General features: G+C 68.7%; 14 protein-coding genes. 9 read left to right on the forward strand and 5 right to left on the reverse strand.

The genetic code is table 11. The features are described 5' to 3' along the window. Positions 1-212: 212 nt before the first annotated feature. A complete protein-coding gene (locus ABZV58_RS31725) occupies positions 213-848 on the reverse strand; it encodes a TetR/AcrR family transcriptional regulator (protein ID WP_355003961.1) in 636 nt (211 codons plus the stop codon). Positions 849-1,020: 172 nt separating this feature from the next. Here ABZV58_RS31725 and ABZV58_RS31730 point away from each other — a divergent pair, with 172 nt between their 5' ends. The 7 genes from ABZV58_RS31730 (at position 1,021) to ABZV58_RS31760 (ending at position 9,597) form a co-directional block, all read left to right on the forward strand. Next, positions 1,021-2,388 carry an NAD(P)-binding domain-containing protein gene (locus ABZV58_RS31730; protein ID WP_355003874.1) on the forward strand — a complete coding sequence of 456 codons (1,368 nt, stop codon included), beginning with the start codon at positions 1,021-1,023 and terminating at the stop codon, positions 2,386-2,388. A 4-nt stretch (positions 2,389-2,392) separates the two neighbouring features. Beyond that, positions 2,393-3,544, forward strand: coding sequence for a serine hydrolase domain-containing protein (locus ABZV58_RS31735; protein WP_355003875.1), 1,152 nt, complete (start codon positions 2,393-2,395; stop codon positions 3,542-3,544). After that, positions 3,544-4,584: an NAD(P)-dependent alcohol dehydrogenase gene (locus tag ABZV58_RS31740; protein WP_355003962.1), complete on the forward strand. Its 1,041-nt coding sequence runs from the start codon at positions 3,544-3,546 to the stop codon at positions 4,582-4,584. The genes ABZV58_RS31735 and ABZV58_RS31740 overlap by 1 nt, the downstream gene beginning before the upstream one ends. A gap of 29 nt (positions 4,585-4,613) precedes the next feature. Next, complete coding sequence (locus tag ABZV58_RS31745) at positions 4,614-6,290, forward strand: class I adenylate-forming enzyme family protein (RefSeq protein WP_355003876.1); 1,677 nt, start codon at positions 4,614-4,616, stop codon at positions 6,288-6,290. A 136-nt stretch (positions 6,291-6,426) separates the two neighbouring features. Then, positions 6,427-7,314 (forward strand): alpha/beta fold hydrolase, encoded by an 888-nt coding sequence (locus tag ABZV58_RS31750; protein ID WP_355003877.1) that lies wholly within the window; start codon positions 6,427-6,429, stop codon positions 7,312-7,314. 168 nt (positions 7,315-7,482) lie between these two features. After that, a complete protein-coding gene (locus ABZV58_RS31755) occupies positions 7,483-8,862 on the forward strand; it encodes a DoxX family membrane protein (RefSeq protein WP_355003963.1) in 1,380 nt (459 codons plus the stop codon). A 129-nt stretch (positions 8,863-8,991) separates the two neighbouring features. Next, on the forward strand, positions 8,992-9,597 hold the full coding sequence (locus ABZV58_RS31760; protein ID WP_355003878.1) for a DUF1963 domain-containing protein: 606 nt from the start codon (positions 8,992-8,994) through the stop codon (positions 9,595-9,597). 9 nt (positions 9,598-9,606) lie between these two features. Here ABZV58_RS31760 and ABZV58_RS31765 read toward each other — a convergent pair whose 3' ends face one another. Next, positions 9,607-10,902 (reverse strand): cytochrome P450, encoded by a 1,296-nt coding sequence (locus ABZV58_RS31765; RefSeq protein ID WP_355003879.1) that lies wholly within the window; start codon positions 10,900-10,902, stop codon positions 9,607-9,609. A gap of 184 nt (positions 10,903-11,086) precedes the next feature. Between ABZV58_RS31765 and ctaD the strand changes: the two genes are divergently transcribed. After that, the gene (ctaD, locus tag ABZV58_RS31770) at positions 11,087-12,757 is read left to right on the forward strand and encodes a cytochrome c oxidase subunit I (RefSeq protein WP_355003880.1); all 1,671 of its coding nucleotides are present in this window, start codon (positions 11,087-11,089) and stop codon (positions 12,755-12,757) included. 127 nt (positions 12,758-12,884) lie between these two features. Here ctaD and ABZV58_RS31775 read toward each other — a convergent pair whose 3' ends face one another. Together ABZV58_RS31775 and ABZV58_RS31780 are read right to left on the reverse strand one after the other, a co-directional pair. After that, entirely contained in the window at positions 12,885-13,697 is an 813-nt protein-coding gene (locus tag ABZV58_RS31775) for an amino acid-binding protein (RefSeq protein WP_355003881.1), read from the reverse strand. Between the two features lie 262 nt (positions 13,698-13,959). Next, positions 13,960-14,751 carry a methyltransferase gene (locus ABZV58_RS31780; RefSeq protein WP_355003882.1) on the reverse strand — a complete coding sequence of 264 codons (792 nt, stop codon included), beginning with the start codon at positions 14,749-14,751 and terminating at the stop codon, positions 13,960-13,962. A gap of 111 nt (positions 14,752-14,862) precedes the next feature. Between ABZV58_RS31780 and ABZV58_RS31785 the strand changes: the two genes are divergently transcribed. Then, entirely contained in the window at positions 14,863-15,672 is an 810-nt protein-coding gene (locus tag ABZV58_RS31785; protein ID WP_355003883.1) for a nuclear transport factor 2 family protein, read from the forward strand. Here ABZV58_RS31785 and ABZV58_RS31790 read toward each other — a convergent pair. Then, positions 15,667-16,140, reverse strand: a complete 474-nt coding sequence (locus tag ABZV58_RS31790; RefSeq protein ID WP_355003884.1) for a DUF2231 domain-containing protein — start codon at positions 16,138-16,140, stop codon at positions 15,667-15,669. The two genes, ABZV58_RS31785 and ABZV58_RS31790, sit on opposite strands and share 6 nt — an antisense overlap. Positions 16,141-16,277 lie beyond the last annotated feature (137 nt).

Consider the following 16,277-nt stretch of genomic DNA (forward strand, 5'->3'; position numbering starts at 1 on the left):
CGAATTCGCACCGCCCCGGCCCACCCAGTCCCCGACAGCAAACACCGGGCTACGTCGAGTAACTCGGCGCTCCGGACGCAGTCCGTCCTCAGCCCGCGCACGGCCGAAGCGAATGCGGAGGTACGCCCAAGCGGCACCGCCGGACGCAGGCCGCCCATAGATCCCACGCACGGCCGGAGCGAATGCGGAGGTACGGCTACGTCTGGCGACCGCTACGCGCGGCGCGGCGCGGCAGGCGGTTGCAGTGCGGGAAACCAGATGTCGGCGAGCACTTCGGCAGCCTGTTCGGCGTCGACATCGATGGTGCCCTGCATCGCCCACCGGGTGAAGAACCGTTCCAATTGCGCGACAAGCAGTTCCACGCGCAGCCGCCCCTCGTCCACCCGATCGGCGGGCCAGCGCGACAGGTACGAGGGCATCGCGTTGGGCAGTGCCGCGATGCCCTGCCTGGCGATCTCGCGGAACTCGGGTTCCAGCGTGGTCGCCTCGTCCCACGCGGGCAGCAGGTCCTTGTATTCGTGGAACCAGTCGATGGCCCTGGACAGCCAGCCGACGAACGCCTCGCGGGTACCGATGTCGAGCACCCGGTCCAGGTCCTCGTAGAAGTGCAGCGCGGTGGGTGCGGTGGATTGCGCGGCGACCGCGCGCAAGATGTCCAGTTTGCCGGTGAAGTGCAGGTAGAAGGTAGCCCGGCTGCACCCGACGGCGGCGGCGATCTCGTCGACCCGCACCGCGGCGTACCCGTTCGCGCAGAACAGCGTCTTGGCGGCCTCCAGCAGTTTGGCCCTGGTCTGCAGTTTCTGTTCGTCGCGCAGGCTTAGCCCGGAGGGGTTCGACTTGGTCGGCATGGTGAACGGTAACTCCGTCTCGTCGGCACTATCAATAGACATCTTGTCACTCACTAGACAGTGAGTCTATCGAGTGTTATTTTGTTGCCTACGTCACTTCGGCGACGAACGGGTTCCGCGGTGCCACCACCGCTCGCCCCGACGCCGGCAGCTCCAGACGAGGACATCGACTTTGACTTCTCAGCAACTTCCCCGGGTATGCGTCATCGGCGCGGGACCATCGGGTATCACCGCCGCCAAACGCCTGCAGGACCACGGCATTCCGTTCGACTGTTTCGAGGCGGGTGACGAGGTCGGCGGCAATTGGTATTTCAAGAACCCGAACGGCATGTCGGCCTGCTACCAGAGCCTGCACATCGATACGTCCAAGTGGCGCTTGGCCTTCGAGGACTATCCGGTGCCGGAATCGTGGCCGGACTTCCCGCACCACTCGCAGCTGTTCGAGTACTTCAAGAACTACGTCGACCACTTCGGCCTACGCGACAAGATCCTGTTCGAAACCAAGGTCACCGCGGCCGAACGGCAGCCCGACGGAGCCTGGCTGGTGACGGCTTCCGATGGCCGCACCCGCTCCTACGACGCGCTCATCGTGTGCAACGGACACCACTGGGATCCCAGAATGCCGGATTACCCAGGCGAATTCGACGGCGTGCTCATGCACAGCCACGCCTACAACGACCCGTTCGACCCGGTCGACATGCGCGGCAAGCGAGTTGTCGTGGTGGGGATGGGCAACTCCGGGCTCGACATCGCCTCGGAGCTGTCCCAGCGCTTCCTCGCCGCCCGGCTGACGGTCTCGGCCCGGCGCGGCGTGTGGGTGCTGCCGAAATACGTGCACGGCGAAGTGGGCGACAAACGCCGGGTGCCGCCGTGGATGCCGCGCAAGCTCGCGTTGAAGCTGAAGCAGCGCTTCGTCCGAAAGTTCCGCGGCGACATGGAGTTCTACGGTCTGCCCGCGCCCGATCACAAACCGTTCGAAGCGCACCCCTCGGCGAGCGAGGAGTTCCTGCACCGCGCGGGCTGCGGCGATATCGCGTTCAAGCCCGCCATCACCGCGCTGGAAGGGCCGCGGGTGCGCTTCGCCGACGGCAGCGCCGAAGAGGTGGACGTGATCGTCTGCGCGACCGGCTATCACATCAGCTTCCCGTTCTTCAGCGACCCGGAACTGGTGCCGGACAGCGACAATCGGCTCCCGCTGTTCAAGCAGATGATGAAACCGGGCATCGACAACCTCTTCTACCTCGGTCTCGCCCAGCCGTTGCCCACGCTGGTCAACTTCGCCGAGCAGCAGAGCAAGCTGGTCGCCGCCTATCTGACCGGGCGCTACCTCCCGCCCGATCCGGACGGGATGCGCGAGGACATCCGCGCGGCGGAGACCGCGCGCGCCGGCCGCTACTACAACTCACCGCGCCACACGATCCAGGTCGAATTCGAGCCGTACGTGCGCGATCTGCGACGGGAGATCGCCAGGGGCGCCAAGCGCGCCGCCGCGGCCGGGCACGCGCTGCCGGTGCCCGCCCGAGCGCTGGATCGGGTGTGAGGCCATGAGTGAGATCTCGGGATACTGCACCGACCGCTTCGACGGCGTCCGGCACGAGCTGGAGCGTCAGCTCGACTCCGGCGCCGAGCTCGGCGCGTCGATCTGCGTGACCGTCGACGGCGAGCCGGTGGTCGACATCTGGGGCGGGCACCTGGACGAGGACCGCACGGCACCGTGGCGGACCGACACCCTGGTGAACGTCTTCTCGATCAGCAAGACCATGACGGCGCTGTGCGCGCTGCTGCTCGTCGATCGCGGCGAGCTCGACGTGCACCAGAAGGTCGCGCACTACTGGCCGGAGTTCGGCCAGAACGGCAAGGCCGACATCGAGATTCGACACATCCTCGGGCACACCTCCGGTGTTTCGGGATGGCAGCCGCCCATCGACCTGGCGGACATCTACGACGCCGAAGCGGCCGCGGCACGTCTTGCCGCCCAGCCGCCGTGGTGGGAGCCGGGCAGCGCGTCGGGCTATCACGCGCTCAACTACGGGCATTTGGTCGGCGAGGTGATCCGCCGCGTCACCGGACGCAGCCTCGGCCGCTTCTTCGCCGAGGAACTCGCGGAGCCGCTCGGCGCCGACTTCCACATCGGCACCGGCCCCGAGCACCGCGACCGCATCGCCCGGCTGATTCCGCCGCCCGCACTGCAATTCGACATGTCGGCGCTCGACCAGGACAGCATTCTGGTCAGGACGCTCACGAGTCCGCTGCTCGACATCGCCGAGACCGCCACCCCGGGGTGGCAGGAGGCCGAGATCGGCGCTGTCAACGGCCACGGCAACGCGCGGTCGGTGGCGCGGGTGCAGTCCGTGGTGTCCTGCGGCGGCTCGCTGGACGGGCGGAAGCTGTTGTCGGACAAGACCATCGACCTGATCTTCGAGCAGCAGTCCGACGGCGTCGACCAGGCGCTGCTGGTTCCGCTGCGCTTCGGCATCGGCTACGGCCTGCCGCACCCGCAGGCCGCGCCCGCCGTGCCCGAGGGACGGGTGTGCTGGTGGGCCGGTTACGGCGGGGCGATCGTGGTGAACGACCTGGACCACCGCCTGACCTTCGCCTACACGATGAACAAGATGGAGCCGGGCATCATGGGCTCGGCCCGCGCCGACGCCTATCTGCGTGCCACGTACGCGGCCGTGCGGGAGGGGGCGGCATGATGCGAGCGCTCCAGCTCACCGGCCCCGGCACGCTGGAAATGCGCGAGGTGCCGATGCCCGCGATCGGGCCCGACGATCTGCTGCTTCGGGTCGGCGCGGCGGGCATCTGCCATTCGGACCTGCACGTGCTGGAGATACCGTTCCAGCTGCGCGAGGACCCGCTCACACTCGGCCACGAGATCGCGGGCACCGTCGCGGAGATCGGCGATCGGGTGACCGGTCGGGCCGTCGGTGATCGCGGCGTCGTCTACCTGTGCTGGTCCTGCGGCGTGTGCCGGGAGTGCGTGCGCGGCAACGAGAACGTGTGCCTTGCCGCCGGTCGCGCGGCGATGCCGCCCTGTCCCGGGCTCGGGCCCGACGGCGGCATGGCCGAGTACATCCGCGTTCCCGCAACGTCTTTCGTGCCGATCGGCGATCTCGACTTCACCCAGGCCGCGCCGCTCGCCGACGCGGCGCTGACGAGCTATCACGCGATCGACGGCGCACGCGACCAGTTGCGGCCCGGCGCGACGGCCGTGGTCATCGGTGTCGGCGGCCTCGGTCACGTCGCGGTGCAGATCCTCTCCGCCACCACGGCCGCCAGGGTGATCGCGGTGGACGTGCACGAGGACAAGCTCGCGCTGGCGAGCGCGCACGGCGCCGCCGAAGGACTGCTGGCCGATTCCGGGACCGCCGCGGCCATTCTCGACCGGACCGGCGGGCGCGGCGCGGAGGCGGTGTTCGATTTCGTCGGCGCCGACCAGACAGCGCGCCTGGCGGTCGAATGCGTGGCGCCCAACGGCGCGTACCGGATGGTCGGGCTCGGCGCGGGCGCGCCGGAACTCACCGCGGCGCCCGCGGGCGGTCCCGGCTGGCCGTGGGGCGCGACGGTGCGAAAGTCCTACGGAGGCACCAAATCCGATCTGATCGAGTCCGTCGCGCTGGCACGATCGGGCAGACTCCGGGTCGAGGTCGAGGTCTTCCCATTGGACGACGGCCGCGAGGCGCTCGACCGCCTGGCGAACGGGCGAATCCGCGGCAGGGCGGTGCTGATCCCGTGAACCCGCGCACGAACGACGAGGAACAGAGAATGACGAAATCCATGGATCCGCAGGCGCTGGCCGCGACGGTCATCGGACGGCTCACCGGGCCGGGCGGCCCCTTCGAGACGACGGTCGAGGACGTGCTCGGCGCGCCGCTGCCGGTGCTGAAGAACCGCGGCCGCGCGCTGCGCGAGGTGCTCGCCGCCTCAGCCGCGCTGGGCGACCGCGACTACCTGGTGACCGAGGACCGGCGGCTCTCCTACGCCGAGCACGCGGCCGAGGTGGGCGCGCTGGCCAGGGCGCTGCGGGACCGCTACGGCGTCGGCAAGGGCGACCGCGTCGGCATCCTCGCGGCGAACACCCCCGAGTGGGTGGTGGCGTTCTGGGCCGCGCAGTGCCTCGGCGCGATCGCGATCGGCTACAACGCCTGGTGGACGCCGCGCGAAATCGCCTACGGTCTCGCGCACACCGAGCCAACGGTGCTGATCGTGGACGCCAAGCGCGCCGCACGAGTCGCCGAACTCGGCGTCGACGTGCCGGTGCTCACCATGGAGCGCGACGTCCCGGAGCTGGTCGCCGAGTTCGCGGCGGGCGAGTTGCCCGACGCCGCCGTCGCCGAGGACGATCCGGCCGTCATCCTGTACACCAGCGGCACCAGCGGACGACCCAAGGGCGCGGTGCACACGCACCGAAACCTGTTGGCGGTCATCAACTATCACCGCTTCAACGACGCGCTCGCCGCGGCCTTCGCTGGCGGGGCGGACGACGGAAGCCCCAAGGGCCGGCGCTTCCTGCTCACCTCCCCGCTGTTCCACATCGCCAGCCTGCACAACCTGGTGCTGCCGCGGATGGTCACCGGCGACACGGCCGTCATCTACCAGGGCGCGTTCGACGCCGACCGGGTGCTTCGGCTGATCGAACGGGAACGGATCAGCAACTGGGGCGCGATGCCGACCATGGCCACCCGGCTGCTCGAGGTGGACCTCGAGGCCTACGACGTGTCCTCGCTGGCCGCCTTCTCGCTCAACTCCGCGCCCTCTTCGGCGGCGCTGCAAGAGCGACTGCGGCAACGGCTGCCTGTCGCGCGGACCGCACTGGTGACCAGCTACGGCATGACCGAATGCTCCACGGCCGCGACGATCGCCGCCCCCGCCGAGCTCGCCGCGCACCCCGACACGGTCGGCCGCCCGGTGATCGGAGTGAGCCTGGAAATCCACGACCCGCTCGGCGAGCCGGTCGGCGAGGGCGTCGAGGGCGAGATCTGGGTGCGCAGCCCGTACGTGATGCTCGGCTACTGGAACGATCCCGAGGCCACCGCGGCGGCGATCACCCCGGATCGCTGGTTGCGCACCGGCGACATCGGGATCCTGGAGGAGGGCAGGCTGCGGCTGTCGGGCAGGCGGTCGGACCTCATCCTGCGCGGCGGTGAGAACGTCTATCCGACCGAGGTCGAGCAGTGTCTCGACGAACACCCGGACGTCGAGGAGAGCGCCGTGGTCGGCGTGCCGGACGCCGATTTGGGTCAGCAGGTGGCCGCCCTCGTGGTGGTGCGCGAAGGAGCGACGGTCACCGAAGCGGACCTGCGCGAGTTCGCCGGTGAGCGGCTGGCCTACTACAAGGTGCCCGCCAGCTGGCGTCTCACCACGACCCCACTCAGCCGCAACGCGACCGGCAAGGTGGTTCGCGCGGGCATTGCCGAGGCCATCGCCGACGTGAGCGGGTGACACGAGGCGGCCCATAAGCGAACCGACCGGTCCGGACTACCCGCGATCCGGGGTCTCGACCCGCCACCATAGCGGGGTCTACCTTGGGAATCAGGCGTGCACGTTCGCACGCACGCACCACTCGCAAGGAGGCGACGTGGCGACTTTCGCGCACCAGGGCCGGACCGTAGTCTTCGACCGTATCGGCAGTGGACCGCCGATCGTGTTGTTGCACAACGCGGGAACGCAGCGACATATCTGGGACGATCAGGTGGCGGCGCTCAGGCGCGAGCACGAGGTCTTCGCACTCGATCTGCCGGGCTACGGCGAATCCGATCAACCGGCCGCGGGCTACCGGCTCGAAGAGTACGTGCGCATGCTCGGCGCCTTCCTCGACGCGCACGACCTGTCCGACGTCGTCCTCATCGGCAACTGCCTCGGCAGCGCCACCTCGCTCGGCTACGCCATGGCGCATCCGTCGAACGTGCGCGCGCTGGTGCTGGTCAGCCCGCTCACCCGCAACACCGTGCGCAAGGGTGAATCCGCGGGACTGGCCTGGGTGGACGGCAAGCTGCCGCTGGGGCCGCTCGCCAAGCGGCTCGCCCTGCCCGACCGGGTGATCTCGCTGATCATCGCCAACCAGCTCGGCGCGCGCGGGCGCCGCCTCGGCATGCAGCATTCGCGGCGGCTCAAGGCGCACTGGGGCGATCGCGGCCGGTTGCAGGCGCTGCACGGCCTAGTGCAGGACTTTCCGAACTTCCGCGTCCTCGACGAGTTCATCCCGGGCCCGGCCTTCCCGCCGATCTGCACGATCTGGGGCAAGCAGAACCACATCCTGTCCGCCTCGGCGGGCGCCGTCCTCGACCGCACCCTGCGCCCGCACACCCGCGTGGTGCTTCCCGACTGCGGCCACCTCCCGATGGTGGAGGACCCGGCGGCAGTGACGACCGCTATCACCGAGTTCCTCGCCGCCCCCGCGATCCGCCCGCACGGCGGCCGCCGACCGCACGCGCCGCGCGCCGACTCGCTGCCGCGCAGTTCCTGACGAAACGCGAAGTCCGGGCACAGCAGCGGCGGCGGTGTGCCCGGCAAGCGGCTGACGAGCACTTTTCGCTCGGGCGGGATCGCGCACGGGCGTATGCTGATCTTGGTGTTTGGCGATCTATGCCACGGGAACCCGGTCGATAAGCCATCGAGGAAAGGGTTGACGTTCATGTTGCTGCGCCGACTAGCCCGACCACTGCTGGCGACCGCCTTCGTCGCCGATGGGGTCGACACATTGATTCATCCCGAACCGCGCGCGAAGGCCGCCGCGACGCTGGTCGAACGGGGTGAGCGTTCGCTACCGGACAATGTCGCCGCGAAGCTGCCCGCCGACCCGGCCACCGTGGTGCGGATCAACGCCATCGCGCAGGTCTCGGGCGGCGTGCTGCTCGCGCTGGGCAAGGCACCGCGCCTCGCCTCGCTCGTACTGGCGGCCACGGTCGTGCCCGCCACCATCACCGAACAGGACTTCTGGGCTGAACAGGACCCGGATCGGAAGATCGCCAAACGCAACGCCTTCCTCAAGGACATGAGCCTGCTCGGCGGACTGCTGATCGCCAGCGCCGACACCGAGGGCAAGCCGTCCCTCGGCTGGCGCGGCAAGCGCGCGGCCCGCAACGCGGCGGCCACCGTCTCGGCGGCGCTGCCGTTCGGCGCGGCCGCCGACCACTCGAACGGTGAGGCGCTGCGCCAGCAGGCGCACGGTGTCGCGGAGCGCGCGAAAGCGCTGGGCGGCACCGCCGCCACCAAGAGCTCCGAGCTCGCCGAGATCGTCCAGACCCACGGACCCGACTGGGCCGCCGCGGCCAAGCAGCGCGGCGCGGCGATCGCCGCGGTGGCGAAGGAGCGCGGGGCGGAACTGGCCGCCGCGGCCCGCGAGCACGGAGCCGAATTCGCCGACACCGCAAAGACACACGGGTCGGAGTGGGCGGAGATCGCGAAGGAACGCGGCGACGAGTTCGGCGAGGTGGCGAAGGCGCGCGGTGGGGTGTGGGCCGGTCGCGCCAAGGGGCGCGGGGCGGAGTTCGGCGAGGTCGCGCGGGAGCGCGGAGCGGAGTTGGGCGAGGTCGCCCGGGTGCGCGGAGCGGAGTTCGGTGGAGTCGCCAAGCAGCGTGGAGCCGAGCTGAGCGAGGTCGCGCGGCTGCGCGGAGCCGAACTAGGTGAAGTCGCGCGGCTGCGCGGAGCCGAACTCGGTGAACTCGCCCGGCTGCGCGGCACCGAGCTGAGCGAGGTCGCCAAAGTGCGCGGCGCCGAACTGGGCGAGACCGCACGGCAGCGCCGTTCCGAGCTGAAGAAGGCGGCCAAGCAGCGCCGCGCCGAACTGAAGAAGGCCGCCAAGAAGGGCGGGGCCGGGTTCGGCGAGACCGCCAAGCACCGGCGCGCGGAGCTGCGCGAGACCGCCAGGCATCGGCGCGCCGAGTTGCGCGAGGCCGCACGGCACCGGGGCGCGGAACTGGGCGAAACCGCGCGGCACCGGGGAACCGAAATCGCCGAGGCGGCAAGGCATCAGGGTGTCGATTGGGCGGGGAAGGCGCGCAAGCTCAGGTAATCATCGTCCGGTTCGCGCGGCCGCCGACAGCGCGGTTCTGCCGCGACGAGCAGTGCGCCCGTCGGCGGTAGCGGCTCGCGAACGCCATCGAGGCTTGGGCGGTCGCCGGTATCCACACCGGCGACCGCCTTGCGTCGTCTTGGGGTAGCGCAGGTCGACTACTCCCGCGACGGCTTGCACGACGGGCTCCTCATCTCGTTCTTCACGTTCTTCTACTGCTGGAAGTGCTACCCGTGGGGACGGGAGCGCGAACAGGGCGGTTGGCTCGTGCGCTCCTACACCGCACTGCGGCGCCCCAAGGTTCTCGTGTCCGGCACCGGGTCGGACTTCGAGGAACGCCACGCGGTGCCACGCCTGGAGAAGTCACTGCCCGACGGGGTGGGAATGCGCCTGCACTGCCCTGAGCTGTGGGCCCTCGTGCCGGGTGAGAGCGGATCCCGGGAAGCATGGGCGAACTGGAACGTCATCGACCGTGGGGCGCTCCATCTGACGCGGCAACGCCCCCGACTACCGCACATGCGCAATACCGGGGTGGCGATCGGCGGATACCCGCACTGGGCGAACGGCGGCGACGAGACGCCGGTCTGCGCAGAATGCGGGCGGCCGATGGAGCTGCTGCTTCAGATCCGGCCGAGTGAGCTCACCGATGCGACATGGGGTGATGTCGGAACTCTGTATCTGTTCATGTGCCGGACGCACACCCGGCGCACCGGGCTGCGCATCCAGTGCACATGAGACAACGGGCTAGCCGACCACCACTCGCCTCTGCACTCCGGTCGACACCGGAATGTGCTCGTAGCCGCGCAGATTCACCAATCCACGCCGCGTCGCCGGTCCGGTGTGCCGGAGCTCGGGGAACCGGTCGTAGAGCCCCCGCAGCGCGATCGCTCCTTCCATCCTCGCCAGGCTCGCACCGAGACAAGCATGCACGCCGCTGCCGAAGGCCAGGTGATCCTTGGCGTTGGATCGGGTGATGTCGAAGGTGTCCGGGTCGAGGAACATGGCGGGGTCCCGGTTGGCCGAGCCGAGCAGGAGGGCGATAGTCTCGCCTGCCCGTATCGATTCGCCCGCAATCTTGGTGTCGCACAACGCCGTTCGCGCGGTCATCTGCACGGGGCTGTCGTAGCGCAGCATCTCCTCGATCGCACCGGGCCAGCGGGCCGGTTCGGCGCGCAGCAGATCCAGTTGGTCGGGGTGATCGCGCAGCAGCATCGCGCCGTTGCCGAGCAGGTTGACGGTCGTCTCGAATCCCGCGCCCGCGACCAGGGTCGCGGTGGCGAGCAGCTCGCGGTCGGTGAGTTCGCCGCCGGTCGCGAGGGCGCTGAGGATGTTGTCGCCCGGTTCGCGGCGCAGGTGCTGGATGTGGCCGATCAGATAGTCCTGGCTGGCGCGCAGCGCGGCCACCGCCCCGCGGAACTGGCGCCAGGAGACGCTGATATCCAGCAGCGGTGAGCCCGCGTTCCCGAATTCCAGCATGTCGTCGCGCTTGTCGGCGGGGATGCCGAGGATCTCGCTGATGATGGCGATCGGTAGTAGCAGTGCGAAATCGCCTATCAGATCCGCTTTTTCGCGCGCCGCGAGGCCGTCGAGCAGTTCCTCGGTCACCTCGCCGACCCGGTCGCGCAGCCGTGCCACCGCGCGCGGGGTGAACGCACCGGCCACCAGCTTGCGGTAGCGGGTGTGCTCGGGCGGATCGACCATCAGCATGGACGGCGGTTCCACCGGGCTGGCCAGCCGCAGATCCGTCGCTCGGATCAGCCGCCGCAACGGCGCGGGTAGGTCCAACGCCTCCGGCGGCGCGGTGCCGAAGTTCTTGTCGCGCAGAATGTTCCGACAAACGTCGTGATCGGCGGAGACCAGGAGGAAGGGCGTCCGAACCAGCCTGCCCTCGGCCCTGATACGCGCGCCGAATGGATACGGATTCTCCCGCGCGCGCGGATCGGTCAGCAGTTGCGCCAGCGGTTCACCGCCCCGCGCCCGCATCCGCAGAAACACCGAGGGCACCCCGCTGATCGCCGCCCATCGAATCCAACTCTTCATCTCGGCTCCCCATCCGGTTTTCAAGTCTCTTCACGGTACGACCGCGCCGCCGCGCGCACATCCCACCCCGGTCGCAAACGCGACTCCTACCAGGGTAGGTCGGGGCGAATTCGGCATGTCGCCCGGCACGGCGGCGCATACTCCGGTCCACAGGCCCCTGGCGTTCTCGGAAGGTGGCGCGATCGTGAGCACGACGCAATTGCAGGCCGTTCGGCCCTATCCAAGTCGGTTGGGACCCAAGGGTTCCTACTTGTGGAAGATGGTCACCACCACCGACCCGAAGGTGCTCGGGGTCATGTATCTGACCACCGCGATGACGTTCTTCTTCATCGGCGGTCTGATCGCGCTGCTGATGCGCGCCGAGCTGGCGCGGCCCGGCATGCAGTTCCTCTCGCCGGAGCAGTTCAATCAGCTGTTCACCATGCACGGCACGATCATGCTGCTGTTCTACGCCACGCCGGTCGTGTTCGGCTTCGCGAACGCGGTGCTGCCCCTGCAGATCGGCGCACCCGACGTGGCGTTTCCCAGGCTCAACGCGTTCAGTTACTGGCTCTACCTGTTCGGCGCGACGATCGCGACGGCCGGTTTCCTCACCCCGGGCGGTCCCGCCGACTTCGGCTGGACCGGCTACACGCCGCTGAGCCTGTTCGAGCACTCGCCCGGCGTCGGCGCGGATCTGTGGATCATGGGTCTGGTCGTCTCTGGTCTCGGCACCATTCTCGGGGCGGTCAACATGATCACCACCGTGGTCTGCCTGCGCTGCCCCGGCATGACGATGTTCCGCATGCCGATCTTCACCTGGAACATCCTCGTCACCAGTGTGCTTGTGCTGCTGGCCTTCCCGATCTTGACGGCGGCGCTGATGGGGCTCGCGGTGGACCGGCACCTCGGCGCGCACGTCTTCGATCCGGCCACCGGCGGAACCCTGTTGTGGCAGCACCTGTTCTGGTACTTCGGACATCCCGAGGTGTACATCGTGGCGCTGCCGTTCTTCGGCATCGTCACCGAGATCTTCCCGGTGTTCAGCCGCAAGCCGATCTTCGGTTACGCCGCGCTGGTCTACGCGACGCTGGCGATCGGCGTGCTCTCGGTGGCCGTCTGGGCGCACCACATGTACGCGACGGGAGCCGTTCTGCTGCCGTTCTTTTCGCTGATGACGTTCTTGATCGCGGTGCCGACGGGCGTCAAGTTCTTCAACTGGATCGGCACGATGTGGCGCGGGCAGCTGACCTTCGAATCGCCGATGCTGTTCTCGATCGGTTTCCTGGTGACGTTTCTGTTCGGCGGGCTCTCGGGAGTCGTCCTGGCCAGCCCGCCGCTCGACTTCCACGTCACCGACAGCTATTTCGTGGTGGCGCACTTCCACTACGTGCTGTTCGGCACCATCGTGTTCGCCACCTTCGCGGGCATCTACTTCTGGTTCCCGAAGATGACCGGCAGGCTGCTGGACGAACGCCTCGCCCGGTTGCAATTCTGGACGACGTTGATCGGCTTCCACCTGACCTTCCTCGTCCAGCACTGGCTCGGCGCCGAGGGCATGCCGCGCCGCTACGCCGACTACCTGCCCGGCGACGGTTTCACCACACTGAACACCGTCTCCACGCTCGGCGCCTTCCTGCTCGGCGCTTCGATGCTGCCGTTCATCTGGAACGTCTTCAAGAGCTACCGCTACGGGGAGCCGGTGGCGGTGGATGATCCATGGGGATACGGGAATTCGCTCGAATGGGCAACACCGTGTCCGCCGCCGCGACACAACTTCTTCGAGCTCCCCCGCATCCGCTCCGAGCGCCCGGCCTTCGAACTGCACTATCCGCACATGGTGGCGCGGATGGAGGCGGAAGCGGGTCGGCACTGACGACCCGTTTTTCTGAGCCGCTAGGCATGGCATTACCGCTCTATCGACGCTGCCACACATCCAGCGCACGTCCCACATAGGCGGCGCCTATGTGAGGCATATCGGAGGTGTGTGGGAGCAAGGTCCGTCAGGGGCGGCGGCTGACGATGCGTGCCAAGTCGTACAGCCGGTGGGCGCGGGCGATCTCGGCCGGTGTGAACGGTTCATCAGTCCGCAGGAAGATCAGCGTTCGCTCGTCGTCCGGCAGCTCGAGTGCCGTGCCCTCGGCAGGCTCGTCCGTGAGACCACCGGGCAGGTACCGCGCACCGAGCAATTCCGCTATGGCGAGGGGCAATTCGTCCGCGTCGGCCACCACCCGAGCGGCGACGGCGAGCGCCTTGGTCTGTCCATCGATGAGCGTCAGCGCGGACGCGGGCCACACCCGCACCTTCGCGCCACCCGCCAGAACGACCGCCGCGGTGAGGTCGTGCGTGGTGATTTCAACGGGTGTCGCGACCACCAGTTCGTCCAGCACACCGGACTCCAAGTGATGCACGTGCACGGCCAGGATGTTGGCCCCGCGATCGGCGAGGTGCGCGGCCAGCGCCTCGAGCTGACCGGGCCGATCGTCGACGTGCACCCGTATCCGCCACAGCGCGGGCGCCCGATCGACACGATCGCGGTCCCGCAACTCCGGCCCGTGCAGCCAGGACCCGAGAAACCGCATCGCCGACGGCTCCACCACCCAGATCACCAGGATCGTGGTCGTGATCGTCAACAACAGCACCGCCACCAGATACGGCGGATGCCAATGAATCACCAGCGCGTGCAACGCCAATTCCACCGGAAAGACGGCAGCCAGCTTGGCGAGCGCCAAACGGGTCCGTCGCGGATGCGGCAACCGGCCGCACACATCGCACGCCAGCGCGTGCACACGGGGTCGAGCTGCGATCGGCCTCATCCCCCGACGATCTTGGTAATAGATTTCCTTTCCCGTGCGGACCTGTAACGCGGACGTGAAACCTCCGAGCAAACCCGTTGACCTGCAACAACACTCACCGTGACGCCGCACACACCCCACCGCGAACCGTGCGCAACCCCACACCATTCGCTGCGCCTTCGGCCGCCCGACCTTCCTGACACGCCGTGCTCATTCCCGCGACGACGGGCATCGCGGCGATGGCCAGGGTGGCCGTGTGTGCCCGACCGGAACCCGACGGAGCTCAGACCACGAAGGGAATCAACGCTTTTCGCTCGGTCGGATAATCGGCGAACTTCTCCCGGTACCAGCGGTGCGTCGCGAACGCGCGCGGCACCAGGTTCCCCGCCGTGATCAGGAAGATCACCACGCCGGCCAGGGACCAGGTCAGCAGAGCGAACCCGGCCCAGGCGATCAACTCCCCGAGGTAGGCCGGACTGCTCACGAAGCGAAAGCCGCCGCCGTAGGGGATGCGGTACTCGGTCGCGCCGGGATCGTTCTTGTCGCGCAGGTTGCGCACGATCGCCTCGGAGGACACCAGCAGCCCGAACCCGCACAGGTACACGACAACGCCGATCAGGAAACGCGGGTCGGTGAGCCAGTCGGTGCCGTACTGGTTCTTGTAGTCGTGGCTGAAGAACGCGCCGTTGAGGTAGCCGTGCAGCGAGGTCACGAAGACGCCAGCGGCCAGCACGGAGATGTTGAAGCTGCTGCGCTTGCCCGGCACCTGCCGGATCGAGAGCGGAAAGAACCAGCCGCGGTTGCCGTAGTGCAGCAGCCAGATGCACGCCAGCACCAGCGGCGTCGGCTCGAAGCGATCCGGCCCGCTCAGATAGAACACCGCGAACACCACGGTGGCGGGCAGCTCCATCAACCACCAGCCCAGCTTCGGATTGAGGTTGAAGCCGACCTTCGTCGACGCGAACCGCCCGTACGGACTCTGCGCGAACAGGCCGCCGACCAGCACGAAAGCGGCGAAGGCGAAGGCGATCGCGAGCACGGTGTCGTAGGTGGCGTTCCCGGTGTACCAGTCCATCGAGATCCTTCGTCGAACGGGGCGCCGCCGGCGGTCTACGGTTCGGCGGCACCGAAATTAGAACATGTTCTACCATGGATCCGAGACGTGGCGAGACTATGGAGGACCCTCATGCCGCTGGACCCGACCGCCGAACACCTGCTGGCGGCCGTTCAGGCGTCACCGCGCGCGGTCGCCGCGCACGACAAGACCGCCTGGGTCGGCCTGTTCGCGGACGACGCCGCGGTGCACGACCCGGTCGGCTCCCGCGCGCACATCGGCCGCGCGGCGATCGCCCGGTTCTACGACACCTTCATCGGACCGAACTCCATCGCGTTCCGGGTGGACCGCGACCTGGTCGCCGGGCAGACGGTAATCCGTGACCTGCACATCGAGACGACCATGTCCACCGGCGCCACCGTCACCGTGCCGATGCACCTGCGCTACGACCTGGTCGACACCGGCGACGGCTGGCGGATCGCCCGCTTGGCGGCGCACTGGGAACTCCCCGCGATGATCGCGCGACTGCTGCGAACAGGGCTGCCGGGGCTCCTCGCGGGCGCGAAACTCGGCCCGCAACTGGTCGCCAACCTCGGCGTCGGCGGCGCGACGGGCATGATGCGGGCGTTGCGGAGCGTGGGCAGACCGGGCAAACGCACAACGCGCCAACTGTTCGAGGCGGCGGCCGGGACCGACATCGGCCGCGTGCGCGCGCTGCTCGGCGAGCACGCGGTGGTGGAATTCCCTGCGGGGAACCCGATTTCGGTCGAGGGGTTCACCAATCGCGCCCGCGCCATGCGGTGGGACAAGCTGATCGCCGCGGGCCGCACCGTCAGCGCGAGCGTGCGACTCGGCGAGTCGCACGGCGTGGCATTCCTGGAGTTCGAGGCGAGCGGCCCCCGCATCACCGGCGTGACAGTCTTTCTCGACGCGAATCTATAGCGCGCTCGCGGACTGGACGTCCCACACCGCGCGGGCTCCCGAATCTCCGACGCGGTAGCACAGCACACCCGCGGCGATGCCCGCGACGAGCGCGAGGATCGCCAGCAGCGCCGCCGGTCCGCGACCGATCGCCCGGCCCCGCAGCTCCAGCAGATGGGTGGCGACCAGTAGCGCCGCGACCACCAGCAACGCCACGGCGAAGTACACCATGGTGCGTCCCAGCTCGATGTGGGTGCGCAGTGCGTCGCTCGGGGACGGGAACCGCTCGGCCAATGTCTCGCCCGCGTCGGCGGTGATCGGGGTGAGCACCGCACCGACGAGGGCGAAGGCCGCGACCAACCAGACCAAACGCCGCCGCACCGCGGGCACGAGCGCGGACAGCACCAGCAGCAACGCCGTCAGCGGCACCAGCACCACCACCCCGTGCACCAGCAGCACATGCGCGGGCAAACCGTTGATCGTCTGCATGCGGACGCCCTCCTCGTGTGTCACCCGTTCCCACGAAATCCGCGGCGCGATGGTTCACGGGCGGCGCCCCACCGTAAGAATTCGGCAGCCCAGGTTCGTCTTCCGCGCCAATTTTCCTGCCGAGCTCCGGCCGATAC

This window comes from Nocardia sp. NPDC004654, from assembly GCF_040609595.1.
In the GTDB taxonomy this organism is placed as follows: domain Bacteria; phylum Actinomycetota; class Actinomycetes; order Mycobacteriales; family Mycobacteriaceae; genus Nocardia.

Bases quoted from the DNA above. Each gene is read 5' to 3' on its own strand.
- ABZV58_RS31755 (WP_355003963.1), top strand. From the start codon at position 7,483: ATGTTGCTGCGCCGACTAGCCCGACCACTGCTGGCGACCGCCTTCGTC.
- ABZV58_RS31785 (WP_355003883.1), top strand. From the start codon at position 14,863: ATGCCGCTGGACCCGACCGCCGAACACCTGCTGGCGGCCGTTCAGGCG.
- ABZV58_RS31765 (WP_355003879.1), bottom strand. From the start codon at position 10,902: ATGAAGAGTTGGATTCGATGGGCGGCGATCAGCGGGGTGCCCTCGGTG.
- ABZV58_RS31790 (WP_355003884.1), bottom strand. From the start codon at position 16,140: ATGCAGACGATCAACGGTTTGCCCGCGCATGTGCTGCTGGTGCACGGG.
- ABZV58_RS31740 (WP_355003962.1), top strand. From the start codon at position 3,544: ATGCGAGCGCTCCAGCTCACCGGCCCCGGCACGCTGGAAATGCGCGAG.
- ABZV58_RS31745 (WP_355003876.1), top strand. From the start codon at position 4,614: ATGACGAAATCCATGGATCCGCAGGCGCTGGCCGCGACGGTCATCGGA.
- ABZV58_RS31775 (WP_355003881.1), bottom strand. From the start codon at position 13,697: ATGAGGCCGATCGCAGCTCGACCCCGTGTGCACGCGCTGGCGTGCGAT.
- ABZV58_RS31725 (WP_355003961.1), bottom strand. From the start codon at position 848: ATGCCGACCAAGTCGAACCCCTCCGGGCTAAGCCTGCGCGACGAACAG.
- ABZV58_RS31735 (WP_355003875.1), top strand. From the start codon at position 2,393: ATGAGTGAGATCTCGGGATACTGCACCGACCGCTTCGACGGCGTCCGG.
- ABZV58_RS31780 (WP_355003882.1), bottom strand. From the start codon at position 14,751: ATGGACTGGTACACCGGGAACGCCACCTACGACACCGTGCTCGCGATC.